A 15,083-nucleotide genomic window follows, 5' to 3' on the forward strand; every position below is an offset into this window, starting at 1 on the left:
GCTGACTGATCGCGAAACGGCCAGCAAACAATGAAAGGGATGGCAATGAAACAACTCTGGAAACTGGTTCTCGCAATCGCCACCGCCAGCATGCTGGCCGCGTGCTCATCAACGCCGGAGCAGGCAACGCCGGTGGAAGACCGCAATGCGACAGCTGCAACGGGCGCCACGTCTGGGTCAAGCGGTACGTCCACCAGCGGCATGGGTAACCAGAGTGGGGCCAGCGGCAGCAACCTGCAGGGCAACAACATGAGCGGCAACCCGCTGAAAGACCCGCGCAGCCCGTTGTCACGCCGCGAAATCTTCTACGACTACGACAGCTTTGTGGTGAAGGACGAGTACAAACCGCTGCTGGAGGCCCACGCCGCTTATCTCAAGAGCAACCGCAACGCGCGCGTGACCGTCGAAGGCAACACCGACGAGCGCGGCAGCCGTGAATACAACCTCGCGCTCGGCCAGAAGCGCTCGGAGAGCGTCAAGCGCGTGCTGACGCTGCTCGGCGTCAATGAGGCGCAGATCGAGACGGTGAGCTTCGGCGAGGAGAAGCCGCGTAACCCGGCTTCCAGCGAAGCGGCGTGGTCCGAGAACCGCCGCTGCGACCTGCGTTACGCCGGGGAATAGCCGATGCCCTTGCTGCGTACTCCGCCCGCGCCGTTGTTCACCAAAAAGCTGCTGTCCGGCCCTGTAGCCGCGCTGGCCCTGACTCTCGCGGCCAGTGCCCAAGCCGGGTTGTTCGATGACGAGGAAGCGCGCAAGCAGATCCTGCAACTGCGCAATCAGATCGCCGAGACACAGCGCACGCTGGATCAGCGCGTGGCCGAGCTGGAGGCGCAGGCTCGCAACCGCAGCATCATTGATCTGTTCAATCAGGTAGAAACGCTGAAGGCGGAATTCGCCCGTCTGCGCGGCCAGATTGAGCTGCTGCAAAACGAGATGGAGAACACGCAGAAGCGGCAACGCGATCTCTACGTCGATCTCGATGGTCGCTTGCGCAAAGTGGAAACGCAGCTCGCCGCTGCGCAAACAGCGGCGCCCGCGCCCGCCGCGATGCCACCGGCGACCGTTGGCCCGACGGGCAGCACGCCGCCCGCCACGCCAGCCACCGGTGCTGGTGGTGCACCCGTGCCCGCTGCCAATGGCGATCCGTCTCGCAGCGTTCCGCCTGCGCCGGTGCAGCCGCCGACAGACCCGGTGGCCGAACAGCGTGCCTATGACCTCGGCCTTGAGCAGTTCCGCGCTGGCCGCTTTGGCGAGGCGATCGCGACGTTCCAGGCCTTCATCCGCAACTTCCCGCGCAGCACGCTGGTGCCATCGGCGCAATACTGGATCGGCAATTCGCTCTACGCCACCCGTGACTATCGCGGCGCCATCGCGGCGCAACGCCAGTTGCTCTCCCAGCACCCGGACAGCGCCAAGGCGTCTGACGCGCTGCTCAACATCGCCACCGCGCAGTCCGACCTCGGCGAGCTGCAAGCCGCCCGCGCCAGCCTGCAAGAGGTAATCAGCAAATACCCGTCGTCGGAAGCGGCCACCAAGGCACGGCAACGGCTGGGCATGCGCTGAGTGACGGCACTCCGACGTCGCGCGTCGTGATCAATCGGCCATGACGAGCGGCCAGCGGGCCAACAGCTTCGCCGCCCGCATCGTCGCCTGGCAACGCACGCACGGTCGCCACGACCTGCCGTGGCAGAACACCCGCGACGCCTATCGCATCTGGCTGTCCGAGATCATGCTGCAGCAGACGCAGGTGACGACGGTGCTGCCGTACTACGAGCGCTTTCTTCAACGTTTCCCCGACGTGTTGTCGCTGGCTGCTGCAAGCGAAGACGACGTACTCGCACTGTGGGCAGGGCTCGGCTACTACAGCCGCGCCCGCAACCTGCATCGTGCTGCGCAACAGGTAGTGACGCAGCACGGCGGGCGCTTCCCGGCCGACGTTGACGCGCTCGCCGCGCTGCCGGGTGTCGGCCGCAGTACCGCCGCAGCCATCGCGGCCTTTGCTTACGATGTAGTCGCGCCAATCCTCGACGGCAACGTCAAACGCGTTCTTGCCCGGCATGCGGCGGTGGATGGCTTCCCCGGCGCTTCAACGGTCGAAAAGAAGCTCTGGCAGATCGCCAGTGAGCGGCTGCCTGCGCAGTCGGCCGACATCGTCGCCTATACGCAGGGGCTGATGGACCTCGGCGCCACCGTCTGCACGCGCGGTGATCCGCGCTGCGGTGGCTGCCCGGTGGCGGCTGATTGCGCTGCGCGCGAGCAGGGACGCACAGCCGAGTTGCCGACCGCGCGCCCGGCGAAAGCGTTGCCGGAACGGCGGCAGCGCTACCTGCTGCTTCGTCACAGTGACGATGTGTTGCTGGTCAAACGCCCGGCACCGGGCATCTGGGGCGGGCTGTGGTGCCTGCCGGAGATCGGCGATGATGAAAGCGCGCTGCCGGCTTTGTTGCGCAAACGCTTTGGCGTCAACCGCATCGGCGATACCCGGCAACTGCCGGACATCGTGCACACCTTCACCCACTTCCGCTTGACGCTGGTGATCACCGAGGTCGCAGTTGCAGGCCGTACGCCGGTCGCACGGGACTCGGGAACAGTTTGGCTGGCGTTGGCAGACGCGAGCGGGGCGGCACTGCCGAAGCCGATCAGCCGACTGCTGATATCGATGTCCGACGCCAAGCGCATCGCCTGATGGCGGTCACGGCGCGCTGGACCGTTAACGACTTTTTACCAAGAACCGCATTTGAATTGGGCTCAATGCAGTAAACGCGCGTAAGTCGACATGAGGCGCTTTTACGCCTCCGGCCCAGACTAAATGGACTTTTCAGCGAAAAGCCATTGATCCCGAACGAGACGCAGGCGCCGCTACGCGCCGCACGCGCCGATCTTGAACTCCACGCGCCGGTCCTGCAGATCGCTGAGGTCGTCGCTGCCGGTGCCAACCACGTTTTCGCGGAAGCCCATGCCGGTGGCCTTGACCCGGGTGACCAGATCCGGCGTCGCCGATTCCAGCCGCCATTTGATGTTCTGCGCCCGCGCCAGACTGAGACGCTCGTTTACCGGCTCCGGCCCCGAACGGCTGGTGTGGCCAATGACATTGAGACAGCGGTCGGTCTTGGCCAGCTTGCTGGCGATCTGTCGCAGCCAGATCGGATACGGCCCGCTCACCTGCTTGTCGGCCCAGAAATCCGTCTTGCCGGGCTGGAACAGCAGCTTGACCGCGAGCTTGTTGTTGGCGATGCCGTTGTCGACGATGTGGCCGAACGCTTTCTCGGCATCCGCCCGCTTGCCGAGCTTCCAGTTGGCGAGATAGAGCCCGCTGTGCACGCGGAGCTGATCGCCGGCAGCTGAGCGCACGGCGCGGCCATAGAGATCCAGCGCGCGGCGGAAATCGCGCTTTTCGTAGGCGAGGATCGCGTCCGACACCAGCGTGGCAGCGTCGATACGCTCGCGATAAACAGGATCAATCGGGTCGCCGAGCTTGGTGCCCTGGCAGGTCTTGATGTAGGCATCGACCGCCGCGTCCTTCACCCACACCGGGGTGTCGGCAAAGTAGGGTGTTGGCGTCGTGTTGATGCCTTCCGGGATCGCCCGGGCGACGCTCTTGGCGACGATCTTGTCGGCGGCCAGATCGGCCAGCGCGAAGCAGATGCGATAGGCCTGCGGCACCCCCACGGTGGTGTTGTCGAGCTGGATGCCGGTGAAGGTGCCGACCAGCACGATGGGCGCTTTCGCCACGTTGGCCGAGGAGAACTCGCGCACTTCGAAGGCCGGGAACTGCTCGCGCACGATCTCACGCAGCCGCTTTTCAATGTGCCGGCTGGCGACATTCTGCTGGCCGCTGACGGCATCCACCAGCGGGTCAATCACCACCACGCGCGGTCTGGCGACGTTGGCGCTGGCGTTCTTGAACAGCGTCGTCGCCGCGTTGACGATGGCCGTCTCGAACGCAACCGGGGTGGGCGGCGCAGGCGGCGCTACGGGCGCTGGTGCGGGCGCCGGTGCCGGCGGTGGTGGCACGACGGCGACCGGCGGCGGTGCATGGTCAACCGTTGGCGGCGGCGTGCTGGCGCAGCCGGACAGGGCGAGCAGGGCAGACGCCAGCAGCGCCAGCGGCAGGGCAGACGCAGTCGGCCCAATAGCCGTGGCCGCGCCTTGTTGTGAAGGCAGTTTGTACTTCGTCATCGACAGTTCTCCTTCAAAAAGCGTTGTTCGTCATCGCTCAGCGGGTTGCCCAACTGGAAGGTCTCCAGCAGGGTGCTGCATCGCACCGGGCGGCGCATGACCGCGCGGTCGGAGGCGAACTCGTCGTCCTCTGTGGTTTCAGTCGGGCGCCGGGTGCGCGGGTTCCGGCTGTCCTTTCGCGGGTCAACCGCCGGGTCCTTGCTGCTGTCAGTCCGCAGGTCGGTGGTTTTGCCATCGGGTCGCGCGGCTGTCGCTTTCGCCAGGTCTGCCGCCTTGTCACCCGCCTTGTCGGCGGCTTTCGCGGGCGGCGGCTCGGTTGTCGGTCTGGATACCGGCGGCGTTACCACTGGCTCGGCTCTGGTTTCGGTCTTCGTTTCGTCCTTCGCTTCCGGCTTCGGTTCGCTGACCGGGGCAATCGGCGGTGTTGCTGGTAAAGACGTTTTCGTGCTGGCCGACGCGTCATCGGCCGGGACTGCGGCCGGCGCAATGACGGGCGGCACCGCGACTGCCGGCCGCGTCATCTTCCACGCGGCGCCCGCGATCAGCGCGACTGATACCGCAGCGATCGCCAGCCACACGCCACGTCTGCCACCGGACCCCGCAGGCTCATAGGCCGGCGTCGGTGACGACGGCGCTCCACTGGCGGTGGTCGGCCGACGCGGCATGACCACGGTGCGGTCATCGTCGATGGCCTCGGCAGCGGCCATCTCGCGCATCAATTGCATCTGGGCGACGGACTGCGCAGCGGCTTCGGGTGCAACGTTGTCCGGCGACCGCGGCAGTGTCGGCGGCGGCATCCTTACAAAGTCGGTGGCGAGCGATGGCGCGGTTGCCGGCGGCGTGGCTGGCAGCGGTGCCACCGTCACCGGCGCCGGCGCATCCAGCGGCAATGGCGCAGCGGCCTCGTTCCAGCCGAACAGCTCGACAAACTCGGCGATGCTCTGCGGACGGTTCTCCGGCTTCACCGCCAGCGCTGCCTCCATCGCATCCAGCCAGCGCTCGGGCAGCCGCCCGTAGAAGCGCTCGCGCGGACGCGGCATCGAGTCCTTCAGGATGCGGCTGATCGCCGTCGGTGGCGGTTCGCCGCACAGGGCATAGTGCATGACCCCGGCCAGCGCATAGATGTCGGTCCACGGGCCCTGCTTGAGGTCGCCGTCGCCGTATTGCTCGATCGGCGCGTAACCCGGCTTCAGGATCGCGGTGAACACCTGGGTGCCCTCGATCGCCTTGCGCGCCGCGCCGAAGTCGAGCAGTACCGGCGCCTGACCATCGCTGAGCAGGATATTGTCCGGCGCCACGTCACGGTGATAACAGTGCGCTGCGTGCAGCAGGTCCAGCGTTTCGCACAACGGCACCAGCAGCGCCTGCATGGCCGCTTCGTCAAGCTGCCAGGCGCCGCTCTTCACTGCGTCCTTGAGCGTCAGTCCGTCGTACAGACGCATGGCCAGATAGGCCGTGCCGCGCTCCTCCCAGCAGCGATAGACGCGCACCAGCGCCGGGTGATCGAACTGCGCCAGCAGCTTGCCCTCGTTGGTGAAGCTGACGATGCCGGTGCTGAAGGTGTCCTTCTCGCGCGACACCGGCTGCACGGTGCCGTCGCGCCCGCGTTGCGCGAAGGCGGCGGGGAAATATTCCTTGATCGCCACGGTGCGGCCGAGCGCTTCGTCCATCGCCTTGTAGACGATCGAAAACCCGCCGGTGCCGATCACTGACCCGATCGTGTAATCAAGGATGCGCGTGCCGGGGGCAAGCGCGTGTGGGTTGGCGTCGGAAGACACGGGTAGAGGTCGTGGTTTGCTCTATGCCAGGCGGGTCTTGGAGTTTAGCCGCAAGGGCAGGCAACGCTATGCAATTGGCATGGCTGGCATGAAGATACGGCATTTTCCGTATTTACCTGTCTGTCACATGCAGCGTGTGGTGACGCGCAGCACGCCGGTCACTGCCGCGCGTCATCTCAATCAGCATTTCGCGGGAATCTGCTGCCCTGAGCGTCACCCGAAACGGCGATCAAGCGCCCACGCCAGCGCGCCGCCGATGCCGTACATGAACAGATCCATCACACTGAAGGTGTTGCCCAGCAGCACGTACATCACGCTGCCTTTGGCGAAGCCCAGGCGCTCGGCGAGATGCACGTACTGCGACGCCTCGACGGCGAAGCCGATTGCTACGGCCAACAGCGCAGTCTTGGGCATGGACCAAAGCGTGATCGCCCGCAGCAGTGCATAGACGAACATCACCGCCAGAACATCGCCAACACTGCCACGGACAAATTCCCCGCCAATCCAGCGCAACGCGATGGCAACCTCCACCGCGAAGAGAGCGAGAGCGATCAGCGCATAGTGGCGTTTGCCGGGCATTGACATTGCCTCGAGTGTGGTGCGAAGCCCGGATGCTACGCGGCGCGTAGCCGGGTAGTTCGTTGTGCTTTCTACCCGTCGCAATACATCAGCTTTTTGCTCAAAGCCCTGTTACAAAAGGGCTGATATGTATTTTTGGCTGATAGTCGATAAACAGTGTTTTGCGGTGTCTAGCCCTGTTTGGATAGGGGTTTCAGCAAAAAGATGTTCTGATTCTGCTGCCGTATTGGGCACTGCAGAGTGCGATTCCGGCAGACGTTCACTTTCGCAGGCAACTGCAGTCCGCCGATAATGTCGTCCGCCCCTGCTTTCTGCGCCCCGCGAGCCTGCCTGCCATGTCTGCCACCGATCTCGTCTCCATCCAGCACAGCGCCGCCCTCTGGGCCTTTCTGCTCTCCGTCGTGTTCGGCGCCGTGGCCCAGCGCAGCAACTACTGCACGATGGGCGCGATTTCCGACGTCACCAATTTCGGCGACTGGACGCGCGCGCGCATGGCGCTGGCCTCGGTGGGTGTGGCCATCATCGGTGTCGCCTGGCTGAAGTGGTCAGGCATGGTGGATATGGGTAAATCGTTCTACGTGGCGCCCAAGCTGATCTGGCTGTCGCACATCGTGGGTGGGCTGACTTTCGGCTTTGGCATGACGCTGGCGTCGGGCTGCGGCAGCAAGACGCTGCTGCGGGTTGGTGCCGGCAGCCTGCGGGCGCTGGTAACGCTGCTGGTGATGGGCGTCTTCGCGTGGTTCACGCTGCGCGGCATCCTTGCGGTATTTCGCGTTGCCACGCTCGACGCCGTCGCGGTGACCTTGCCCACTACCCAGGACATCCCGTCTCTACTCGGGCTCAGCGGCGTCGCGGCGGCGGCATTTGCTGCCGTGGTCGGCGCTGCGCTGGTCGCCTTTGCGCTCGCCGGCCGCGAGTTTCGCGCTGACAAGTGGAACTGGCTTGGCGGTCTGGTCGTCGGCTTGATGGTAGTGGCCGGCTGGTATGTCAGCGGCCGCATCGGCTTCGTGGCCGAACACCCGGAAACGCTTGAGGCGGCGTGGGTCAGCACCAATTCGGGCCGCCCGGAATCGCTGACCTTCACCGCGCCGCCAGCCTACCTGCTCGAACTGCTCGGTTTCTGGAGCGACAAGAGCAAATTTGTCACCTTCGGGATCGCCAGCGTTCTCGGCGTGATCGCCGGTGCCTGCGTGATGGCGCTTGCAACCAAAACTTTCCGCTGGGAGGGTTTCGCGTCGACCGAAGATTTGGCCAATCACCTGGCCGGCGCCGCACTGATGGGCTTTGGCGGCGTGCTGGCGCTGGGCTGCACCGTCGGACAGGGGCTCTCCGGCATGAGCACGCTCGCCGTCGGCTCGCTGCTGACGCTGATCGCCATCGTGATCGGCTGTCGGCTCGCGCTCCGGTATCAACTGTGGCGGCTTGATCAAATCGGGTGATCGGGCCGCCGCCTGATCGGCCTGACAATTGGCAATCTTGTTGATCCAGCACCAGCTCGCCACGGCCAGATGGGCTAAAGTGACGACATCAGGAGGTTGCCATGACGCGTTTTGTTCGTGCTCCCGGTTCTCCGTCGCAGTGGTCGATTCTGCGTGCCGCCGCTGCGGTGATCGCCCTGTTGCTGGCGTCTGCATCGCTGGCGCAGGAGGCTTTCACCACCAAGCCGGTCAACGTGCGGGCCGGACCCGACCGCGGCTACCCGCTGGTTGTCTGGTTGCCCGCCGGCACTGCGGTGTACGTCAACGGCTGCCTGAGCGATTACCGCTGGTGCGATGTCACCGCCGGACCTGACCGTGGCTGGGTATTTGCGCGCAACCTGCAGTACAGCTATCAGGGACAACCTGTCACCATCTACGGCAACGGCGCGCAGCTTGCCCTGCCGATTGTCAGCTTCATTCTCGGCAGCTACTGGAACGATTACTACCGCGACCGGCCCTGGTATCGCAGCCAGAATCAGTGGAACACGTGGCGCCCCGGCAACCGACCGCCACCGGGCTGGCGTCCACCGCCGCAACCGCCGCGCCCGCCGGTCGTACGTCCGCAGCCACCAAGGCCGCCTGTGGTGCGTCCGCCCCGGCCACCAGTGGTTCAGCCACAACCGCCAAGACCGCCGCGACCGATCCCGATGCCAAAGCCGCAGTAGCCCGGCTGAGGCAGCGGTCTGCTGCAAGACATACGCATCATCGACACGCGGGTCAACGGCAGGTCGCTGGCAGGCGTTGGCCATAGGCTGATCGCGCGTGATGCCGCGATTCGGCCCTGGCGTGGCACATTGCGGTCCGCCATCACGTCCATCAGTAGAGTGCTTCGAAACACCCAAGGAGAAGTCATGCAAACGCCCACCTTTGCCTTTGTCGCCCAACTGGCGCGCCGCGCCGGTTTTGCGCTGCTGCCGGTGATCGTCGCCAGCGCATCGCTGACACTGGCGGCAACTGCGGAAGCGCAGCAGGCCTATGTCTCGGCTCGAACCAATCTGCGCGCCGGTCCCGACCGTGGCTACCCCGCAGTAGCATGGCTTGGCACCGGCACCTCGGTATATGTGCACGGCTGCGTCAGCGGCTACTACTGGTGTGATGTATCGAGCGGCTCCGTGCGCGGCTGGGCCAATGCCCGCCACCTGCAGTACTACTACCAGAGCCGGCGTGTGCCCATCTACGGTGTGGGCGCCCGCTATGGTTTCCCGGTTGTGGGCTACGCGGCCAGCTCCTACTGGGACAGCTACTACCGCGACCGCCCCTGGTATGGTGATCGCCATCGCTGGGACGGCTGGCGCCCAGGTTACGCGCCACCGGCCTATGCGGCACCGGCACCACGTCCGCATTACGTCGCGCCGCAGCCACGTGTGTACAACAACCCGCCGCCCGTGCACGTTGCGCCGCAGCCCAGGCCGCACTACAACTCACCGTCCTATGTGGCGCCGCCGCAGCATCGCGAGCGTCAGCGGGTAACCGAGCAGGCGCCGCGCCAGCCGCAGCAGCACCAGCAGCGCGCCATGCCGCCGGCACATCAGCCGGGGAACAGTTTCCGCCCGTAGAGGTCATTGGTGGCGTCCATTCGATGAAATTAGCCATTTAGTTGCGCATTCCCTGTGCAAAATGGCCGGATGCAAAACGCCACCACGCCTGCCTTCGACATTTCTGCCAAGACGCATAACCCAAACGCTGGGCTGCGTGGCAACTACGCCCGGATGGCGGCCGATTACACCGTGCCGCAACAGATGGACGACTACAGCGCGGCCGAGCAGTCCCGCTGGTTACGACTGGTCGAACGCCAGCTCGCGTTGATCCCCGGCCGCGCATGCAGCGAGTTCCTCGGCGCGGTGCTCGGCAATCCGGCGCTCGACATGCGGCGCGGCATCCCCGATTTCGCGCAGGTCAATGTGGCACTCAAGGCCGCCACCCGCTGGCAACTGGTCGGGGTGCCCGGTTTGCTGCCCGACGATGTGTTCTTTACCCATCTCGCCAACCGCCGTTTTCCGGTCACCGTATGGCTGCGTGAGGAAAGCGAGTTCGATTACATCGTCGAGCCGGATCTATTCCACGATTTCTTCGGCCACGTGCCGATGCTGTTCACGCCGATCTATGCCGATCATCTGGAGGCGTACGGCCACGGCGCCTTGAAGGCCAAGCAACTCGGTGGACTCGACTGGCTGGCGCGGCTGTACTGGTACACCATCGAATTCGGGCTGATCCGGCAGCAGGGCAAGCTGCTGGCCTATGGTGCCGGTGTGCTGTCGTCGCCGAAAGAGTTGCTCTACGCGCTGGAGAGTGACGTGCCAGCGCGATTGCCGTTCGACACCATGCGCTCAATGCGCACGCGGTTCCTGATCGACGACGTGCAGAACACCTACTTCGTGCTCGACTCATTCGAGCAGCTCCGCACCGAGACGGCACCCGACTTCGCGCCGTACTACGAATCGCTGCGCGCGGAAGGCGCCTGATCGGAGGCGAAGATCAGCCGGAGTACGCCGCGACTGCCACCACGTGGCAAGCGGTACCTGCAATCACGAACAGATGCCAGGCAAAGTGGAAGTAGCGGATCCGCTCCAGCGCAAAGAACACCGCGCCAAGCGTGTAGGCCAGCCCCCCGGCAATCAGCCAGAACAGGCCCCAGGCCGGCATCAGCGTCCACACCCGCTCGGCTGCAATCACCACCACCCATCCCATCGCCAGATAGGCCCAGGTTGAGATGGTCGTGTAGCGCACGCCACCCAACGCCTTCAGCACTATGCCGACCACGGCGATGCTCCAGACGATACCGAACAGCGTCCAGCCCCACGCGCCGCGCAATACGCCCAGCGTGAACGGCGTATAGGTGCCGGCGATCAGCAGAAAGATCGCGGAATGGTCGAGCACCTGAAACACCCGCTTGGCGCGACCAGGTGGCAACGCATGAAACAGCGTCGAGGCGAGATAGAGCAGCACCATCGTCGTGGCAAACACACTGACCGAAACGATGCCGGTGATGTCACCACGCTGCGAAGCCGCGATGACCAATAGCGGAAATGCGACCAGCGCGCCAGCCAGGCCGACACCGTGACTGATACTGTTGGCAATTTCTTCGCCGAGCGTCTGCGGACGCTCATCGATGGTCGTTTTGTTGACGGACGGTGAGGGGATCGGGGGAGTAGTGAGGGTCATCGCGAACAGTCCTGCGCAAGGAATGGGGCTTGCCTGCTCCGCGTCATTCCCCCGATAGCGCGAACGGCATCTGCAAATTGTCTCGCATTCGGCATTGGTGGCACCGATTGAAACGCATCACCGCTGCTCGCGGCCGGCAGGCTTGCCATAGATCAAGTGGTAAACAAGGCCGACCAGCACGCTGCCGCCGGCGATGTTGCCCAGGATGACTGGCAGCAGATTGCCGGCGAATCCGGCGACCGTCACCGGTGGCACGCTGGCGCCGACGCCGTCGGCCTGCAGCAACATCGCCAGCGGAAAAAAATACATGTTGGCAATGCTGTGCTCAAAACCAGCGGCAACGAAAGCAGAGATCGGAAACACGATTGCGACCGCCTTGTCGATCACGCTGCGACCGGCAAGTGCCATCCACACCGCCATGCAGACCAGCACGTTGCACATCGCACCGCGGAAAAACGCGGTCCAGAATGGCATCTGCTGCTTGGTTGCCGCAATGGTCACCACCTGCTCGCCGATCGCACCGCTGTTCATTTCCGGATGCCGCGACAGATAGACCAGCAGCGCGAGTCCGGCTGCCCCAACGAGGTTGCCGACGCTGACGATGGCCCAGTTGCGCAACACTTCGCGGGTCGAAATCAGGCCGTCAGCCCAGGCCATCACCAGCAAATTGTTGCCGGTAAACAGTTCGGCGCCGGCCACGATCACCAGCAGCAAGCCCAGCGAAAACACCACGCCGCCAAGCACCTGGCGAACCGCGAAGCCCAGTGAAGCATCGGAGCGCACAACGGTGAAGTAGAGCGCGCCGAGCGCGATGAATGCGCCCGCCAGCACGGCCAGCATGAACATGCGCAGGACGGGCAAGCGCGCCTTGGCCACGCCAATCGAGTTCACTTTGGCAGCAATCTCGGTCGGCGAGAATGCGTCGAAGCCGTACAGTTCTGACATGCCGAAAATCTCTCAATGGTAGGCGGGCGCGCCAGAGCTCTCATGCGGCGCTCATCTGCCTATTCTCGCCCGTCAGCCAGTTGATGGCCATCGCCGCTACGATGTGGGTGACGGATGAGCTGGGCGTCAGCGCACAAAAACACAACGCAAGCGGAAAGCAACGGGGGGATCAATGGCGATGATGATGGTACTGGGTCTGTCGGCAGCAGTGGTTGCCACGTCCTTCATCTCCGGCATTCTCGGCATGGCCGGTGGCATGATCCTGATGGGCATCCTGCTCGCCACCATGAACGTCGGCAGTGCGATGATCGTGCACGGCGTTACCCAGCTGGCCTCGAATGGCTGGCGGGCGATTCTCTGGCGACAATTCATTGACCGTCGCATTGTCGTGGGTTACATGATCGGCCTGGGGCTCGCCGTTGCCCTGTTTGCGCTGGTATCGCTGGTGCTGAGCCGGCCGTGGGTACTGATCGCACTGGGCGCCACACCGTTCCTGACCTATCTGCTGCCACGGCAACTGGAACTCAACGTTGACCGGCCAGGTCAGCCGGCGCTCTGCGGCTTTGTCTGCGTGGCCGTGCAACTGCTGTCCGGTGTGTCCGGGCCGCTGCTCGATACCTTCTTCGTACCATCAAAGCTTGATCGCAAGGCGGTTGTCGCCACCAAAGCAGCAACACAATCGTTCAGCCATATCGCCAAGATTGCTTACTTCGGCTGGGTGGCCACCTCCGCTACCGAGGCGGTGACGCCGATGCTGCTCGCAGCACTGGTAGTCGCCGCCGTAGTGGGCACCAGTGCCTCACGCAAGGTGCTGGAGGCGATGACTGATGCCAACTTCCGCAACTGGACGCGGCGCGTGGTGCTGGTGGTCGGCGCGGTGTATCTTGCCAGTGGTTTGTGGGAGCTGGCGAAGTAACCGGCACGTTTGATGAGCGAAGCCTTCCGCTTCTGCGTGCGCAGGGACGATCCGGCCGTCACCTCGCTGCAGCCCGACCCCGATGCGCCAGCGCAGCGCACGCTGGCGGTGGGCGAGGTGCGCTTGCGCGTGTGCCTGTTTGCGGTCACTGCCAACAATGTCACCTGCGCGCTGTATGGCGACAAGCTCAGCTTCTGGCACATGTTTCCGGTCAGCGGACCGACCTGGGGCTGCATCCCGGGCTGGGGCTTCGGCGAGGTGGTCGAATCGCGCTGCGATCGCATCACCGTCGGCGAGCGGCTATTCGGCTTCTTGCCGATGGGCAGCTATCTGGTGTTGCGGCCCGGCACGATTTCGGCGCAGGGCTTTTTCGACGCCACGCCGGAGCGAGCGGATGCGGCGCCGATCCTGCACTATTTTCTGCGCCGCGGTCAGTCGCAACAGGCGGAGCCGATGGACGACCGTCTGTTTGCGCTGCTCTATCCGCTGTTCGGCGTCGGCTATCTGCTGGCCGACTACGTGGCGACTGGCGGCGCCACCGGCAGCGGCCCGCTGCTCATCACGGCGGCATCGAGCAAGACCGCTGCCTGTGCAGCGTTCTGCCTGCGCCGCGCCTTGCCTGCGGCGGATTTGTGGGGCTTGACCTCGCCGTCTCACCTCGACTTCGTCAAATCCCTCGGTTGCTATGACCGGGTGATGGCGTACGGGCAGGCAAGCGTGGGCTTGCGCCGCGAGGAGGTCACGCTGATTGATGTCGCTGGCGACGCTCGCTTGCGCGACGCGCTGCACCAGCACTATGGCGATCGGCTGCGTCGCAGCATTTCGGTCGGGCGCGCCCACTGGGCCGAGTTCAAGCCCCCGCACGCAAGCCTGCCGGGGCCTCGACCCAAGCAGTTCTGGGCGCCACATTACGGCAGCGTGCGTGTGTCCTCGGCGCCGGGTGGTTTGAGCAGTGAGCAATACAACGCCGGGCTATACCGCGCATGGCGGGATTTCGTCAGCGCGGTGCTCTGCCGCCCACACCATCCGCCGTTCGAAGCGGTCACGCTGTCGGGGCCGGGCGGTATCGCCGTGGCGTGGGCTGCCTTGCTGGACGGCAGCGCCGAGCCGCACGAGGGCTTTGTCGTACAACTCTGAGCGGTTTGCGTCCACGCCTGATACAACCAGCACTGTTGGTTTGATGGGAGGCAAGCAGATGAGCAACCGCAAAGTAGCAATCATCACCGGCTCGGCGACGGGTGTTGGCGCCGCAACGGCGCTGGCGCTGGCGGAGCGGGGCTACAACGTGCTGATCAACTACTCGAAGAGCGAAGCCGAGGCGCGCGCTTCCGACGCCGCCTGTCGCGCGGCCGGCGCCGAGACCCTGCTGCAGCGCGGCGATGTCGCCAGCGACGACGACTGCCGGGCCATGGTGGCAGCGGTGATCGATCGCTGGGGCCGCCTCGATGCACTGGTCAACAACGCCGGCATCAGCACCTTCACCGGCGCTGCCAACTGGGATGTGCTCGACACCGAAGTGTTCAACCGCATCTACGCCGTCAACACCATCGGTACCTTCCAGATGGTGCGCGCCAGCGCGCCGCATCTGAAGCAATCGGCCAACGCCGCCATCGTCAATGTGTCATCAATTGCCGGGGCGCTCGGCATCGGATCGGCCGTGCCCTACATTGCGTCCAAAGGCGCGGTGAACGCGCTGACGCTCTACCTCGCCCGCGAGCTGGCGCCGGAGATCCGAGTCAACGCCGTCTGCCCGGGCCTGATCACCTCACGCTGGTTCGTCGACGGCATCGGCCAGGACGGTTATGAAAAGCTGAAGGCCGGTTATGAGCAGACCACACCGCTGGGCCGGGCCTGTACGCCCGAAGACGTTGCCGAAGCCATCACTTGGCTGATTGAGGGGGCGCGCACCGTCACCGGCGAACTGATGCTGCTCGATTCCGGCGTCCACCTCGGTCGGGCGGCGCGCGTACCGGCTGCGTCGAAAACATGAAGCGGTGTACTACATACTTTTGCTATCGGTTGCGAGTCCGGCGATCACGGGAGGCG

At 64.7% G+C, this 15,083-nt stretch carries 15 protein-coding genes; 10 read left to right on the top strand and 5 right to left on the bottom strand.

Going from position 1 to position 15,083, the window contains the following annotated elements; all coding sequences use genetic code 11:
- The first annotated feature begins 45 nt into the window (after window positions 1–45).
- The 3 genes from pal to mutY are packed head-to-tail and all read left to right on the top strand — an operon-like array spanning window position 46 to window position 2,686.
- Window positions 46–621 (top strand): peptidoglycan-associated lipoprotein Pal, encoded by a 576-nt coding sequence (gene pal, locus FKL89_RS19775; RefSeq protein WP_156864424.1) that lies wholly within the window; start codon window positions 46–48, stop codon window positions 619–621.
- A 3-nt stretch (window positions 622–624) separates the two neighbouring features.
- The gene (ybgF, locus tag FKL89_RS19780) at window positions 625–1,563 is read left to right on the top strand and encodes a tol-pal system protein YbgF (RefSeq protein ID WP_156864425.1); all 939 of its coding nucleotides are present in this window, start codon (window positions 625–627) and stop codon (window positions 1,561–1,563) included.
- 40 nt (window positions 1,564–1,603) lie between these two features.
- Window positions 1,604–2,686 (top strand): A/G-specific adenine glycosylase, encoded by a 1,083-nt coding sequence (mutY, locus tag FKL89_RS19785; protein ID WP_156864426.1) that lies wholly within the window; start codon window positions 1,604–1,606, stop codon window positions 2,684–2,686.
- A gap of 173 nt (window positions 2,687–2,859) precedes the next feature.
- Here mutY and FKL89_RS19790 read toward each other — a convergent pair whose 3' ends face one another.
- The 3 genes from FKL89_RS19790 to FKL89_RS19805 form a co-directional block, all read right to left on the bottom strand.
- Window positions 2,860–4,179 carry an OmpA family protein gene (locus tag FKL89_RS19790; RefSeq protein ID WP_181955209.1) on the bottom strand — a complete coding sequence of 440 codons (1,320 nt, stop codon included), beginning with the start codon at window positions 4,177–4,179 and terminating at the stop codon, window positions 2,860–2,862.
- Window positions 4,176–5,957: a serine/threonine protein kinase gene (locus tag FKL89_RS19800; RefSeq protein ID WP_156864427.1), complete on the bottom strand. Its 1,782-nt coding sequence runs from the start codon at window positions 5,955–5,957 to the stop codon at window positions 4,176–4,178. Before FKL89_RS19800 ends, FKL89_RS19790 begins: the two co-directional genes overlap by 4 nt.
- A gap of 213 nt (window positions 5,958–6,170) precedes the next feature.
- The gene (locus FKL89_RS19805; RefSeq protein WP_156864428.1) at window positions 6,171–6,536 is read right to left on the bottom strand and encodes a ribosomal maturation YjgA family protein; all 366 of its coding nucleotides are present in this window, start codon (window positions 6,534–6,536) and stop codon (window positions 6,171–6,173) included.
- 335 nt (window positions 6,537–6,871) lie between these two features.
- On the opposite strand from FKL89_RS19805, the gene FKL89_RS19810 reads away from it, so the two are divergent.
- The 4 genes from FKL89_RS19810 to phhA all read left to right on the top strand — a co-directional run bounded on the left by FKL89_RS19810 (window position 6,872) and on the right by phhA (window position 10,476).
- Window positions 6,872–7,975: a YeeE/YedE family protein gene (locus FKL89_RS19810; protein ID WP_156864429.1), complete on the top strand. Its 1,104-nt coding sequence runs from the start codon at window positions 6,872–6,874 to the stop codon at window positions 7,973–7,975.
- 101 nt (window positions 7,976–8,076) lie between these two features.
- Window positions 8,077–8,679: an SH3 domain-containing protein gene (locus FKL89_RS19815; RefSeq protein ID WP_156864430.1), complete on the top strand. Its 603-nt coding sequence runs from the start codon at window positions 8,077–8,079 to the stop codon at window positions 8,677–8,679.
- 186 nt (window positions 8,680–8,865) lie between these two features.
- On the top strand, window positions 8,866–9,570 hold the full coding sequence (locus FKL89_RS19820) for an SH3 domain-containing protein (protein WP_156864431.1): 705 nt from the start codon (window positions 8,866–8,868) through the stop codon (window positions 9,568–9,570).
- Window positions 9,571–9,639: 69 nt separating this feature from the next.
- Window positions 9,640–10,476, top strand: coding sequence for a phenylalanine 4-monooxygenase (gene phhA, locus FKL89_RS19825; protein ID WP_156864432.1), 837 nt, complete (start codon window positions 9,640–9,642; stop codon window positions 10,474–10,476).
- Window positions 10,477–10,489: 13 nt separating this feature from the next.
- Here the strand turns inward: phhA and trhA are convergent, their stop codons facing one another.
- Both trhA and FKL89_RS19835 read right to left on the bottom strand, forming a co-directional pair.
- On the bottom strand, window positions 10,490–11,176 hold the full coding sequence (gene trhA, locus FKL89_RS19830; RefSeq protein ID WP_156864433.1) for a PAQR family membrane homeostasis protein TrhA: 687 nt from the start codon (window positions 11,174–11,176) through the stop codon (window positions 10,490–10,492).
- Window positions 11,177–11,293: 117 nt separating this feature from the next.
- Window positions 11,294–12,121 (bottom strand): formate/nitrite transporter family protein, encoded by an 828-nt coding sequence (locus FKL89_RS19835; RefSeq protein ID WP_156864434.1) that lies wholly within the window; start codon window positions 12,119–12,121, stop codon window positions 11,294–11,296.
- Between the two features lie 178 nt (window positions 12,122–12,299).
- On the opposite strand from FKL89_RS19835, the gene FKL89_RS19840 reads away from it, so the two are divergent.
- The 3 genes from FKL89_RS19840 to FKL89_RS19850 are packed head-to-tail and all read left to right on the top strand — an operon-like array spanning window position 12,300 to window position 15,027.
- Complete coding sequence (locus FKL89_RS19840) at window positions 12,300–13,037, top strand: sulfite exporter TauE/SafE family protein (RefSeq protein ID WP_162527604.1); 738 nt, start codon at window positions 12,300–12,302, stop codon at window positions 13,035–13,037.
- A 12-nt stretch (window positions 13,038–13,049) separates the two neighbouring features.
- The gene (locus FKL89_RS19845) at window positions 13,050–14,174 is read left to right on the top strand and encodes a DUF2855 family protein (RefSeq protein WP_156864436.1); all 1,125 of its coding nucleotides are present in this window, start codon (window positions 13,050–13,052) and stop codon (window positions 14,172–14,174) included.
- A gap of 58 nt (window positions 14,175–14,232) precedes the next feature.
- Window positions 14,233–15,027: an SDR family NAD(P)-dependent oxidoreductase gene (locus FKL89_RS19850; protein ID WP_156864437.1), complete on the top strand. Its 795-nt coding sequence runs from the start codon at window positions 14,233–14,235 to the stop codon at window positions 15,025–15,027.
- The last annotated feature ends 56 nt before the right edge of the window (window positions 15,028–15,083 follow it).

The sequence above is a fragment of the Casimicrobium huifangae genome (assembly GCF_009746125.1).
In the GTDB taxonomy this organism is placed as follows: Bacteria; Pseudomonadota; Gammaproteobacteria; order Burkholderiales; family Casimicrobiaceae; genus Casimicrobium; species Casimicrobium huifangae.

Excerpts from the sequence above, each read along its gene's own strand:
- FKL89_RS19850 (WP_156864437.1), top strand. The coding sequence starts at position 14,233 with ATGAGCAACCGCAAAGTAGCAATCATCACCGGCTCGGCGACGGGTGTT.
- FKL89_RS19845 (WP_156864436.1), top strand. The coding sequence starts at position 13,050 with ATGAGCGAAGCCTTCCGCTTCTGCGTGCGCAGGGACGATCCGGCCGTC.
- FKL89_RS19805 (WP_156864428.1), bottom strand. The coding sequence starts at position 6,536 with ATGCCCGGCAAACGCCACTATGCGCTGATCGCTCTCGCTCTCTTCGCG.
- FKL89_RS19815 (WP_156864430.1), top strand. The coding sequence starts at position 8,077 with ATGACGCGTTTTGTTCGTGCTCCCGGTTCTCCGTCGCAGTGGTCGATT.
- ybgF (WP_156864425.1), top strand. The coding sequence starts at position 625 with ATGCCCTTGCTGCGTACTCCGCCCGCGCCGTTGTTCACCAAAAAGCTG.
- FKL89_RS19810 (WP_156864429.1), top strand. The coding sequence starts at position 6,872 with ATGTCTGCCACCGATCTCGTCTCCATCCAGCACAGCGCCGCCCTCTGG.
- FKL89_RS19790 (WP_181955209.1), bottom strand. The coding sequence starts at position 4,179 with ATGACGAAGTACAAACTGCCTTCACAACAAGGCGCGGCCACGGCTATT.
- trhA (WP_156864433.1), bottom strand. The coding sequence starts at position 11,176 with ATGACCCTCACTACTCCCCCGATCCCCTCACCGTCCGTCAACAAAACG.
- FKL89_RS19840 (WP_162527604.1), top strand. The coding sequence starts at position 12,300 with ATGATGATGGTACTGGGTCTGTCGGCAGCAGTGGTTGCCACGTCCTTC.
- mutY (WP_156864426.1), top strand. The coding sequence starts at position 1,604 with ATGACGAGCGGCCAGCGGGCCAACAGCTTCGCCGCCCGCATCGTCGCC.
- phhA (WP_156864432.1), top strand. The coding sequence starts at position 9,640 with ATGCAAAACGCCACCACGCCTGCCTTCGACATTTCTGCCAAGACGCAT.
- pal (WP_156864424.1), top strand. The coding sequence starts at position 46 with ATGAAACAACTCTGGAAACTGGTTCTCGCAATCGCCACCGCCAGCATG.
- FKL89_RS19835 (WP_156864434.1), bottom strand. The coding sequence starts at position 12,121 with ATGTCAGAACTGTACGGCTTCGACGCATTCTCGCCGACCGAGATTGCT.
- FKL89_RS19820 (WP_156864431.1), top strand. The coding sequence starts at position 8,866 with ATGCAAACGCCCACCTTTGCCTTTGTCGCCCAACTGGCGCGCCGCGCC.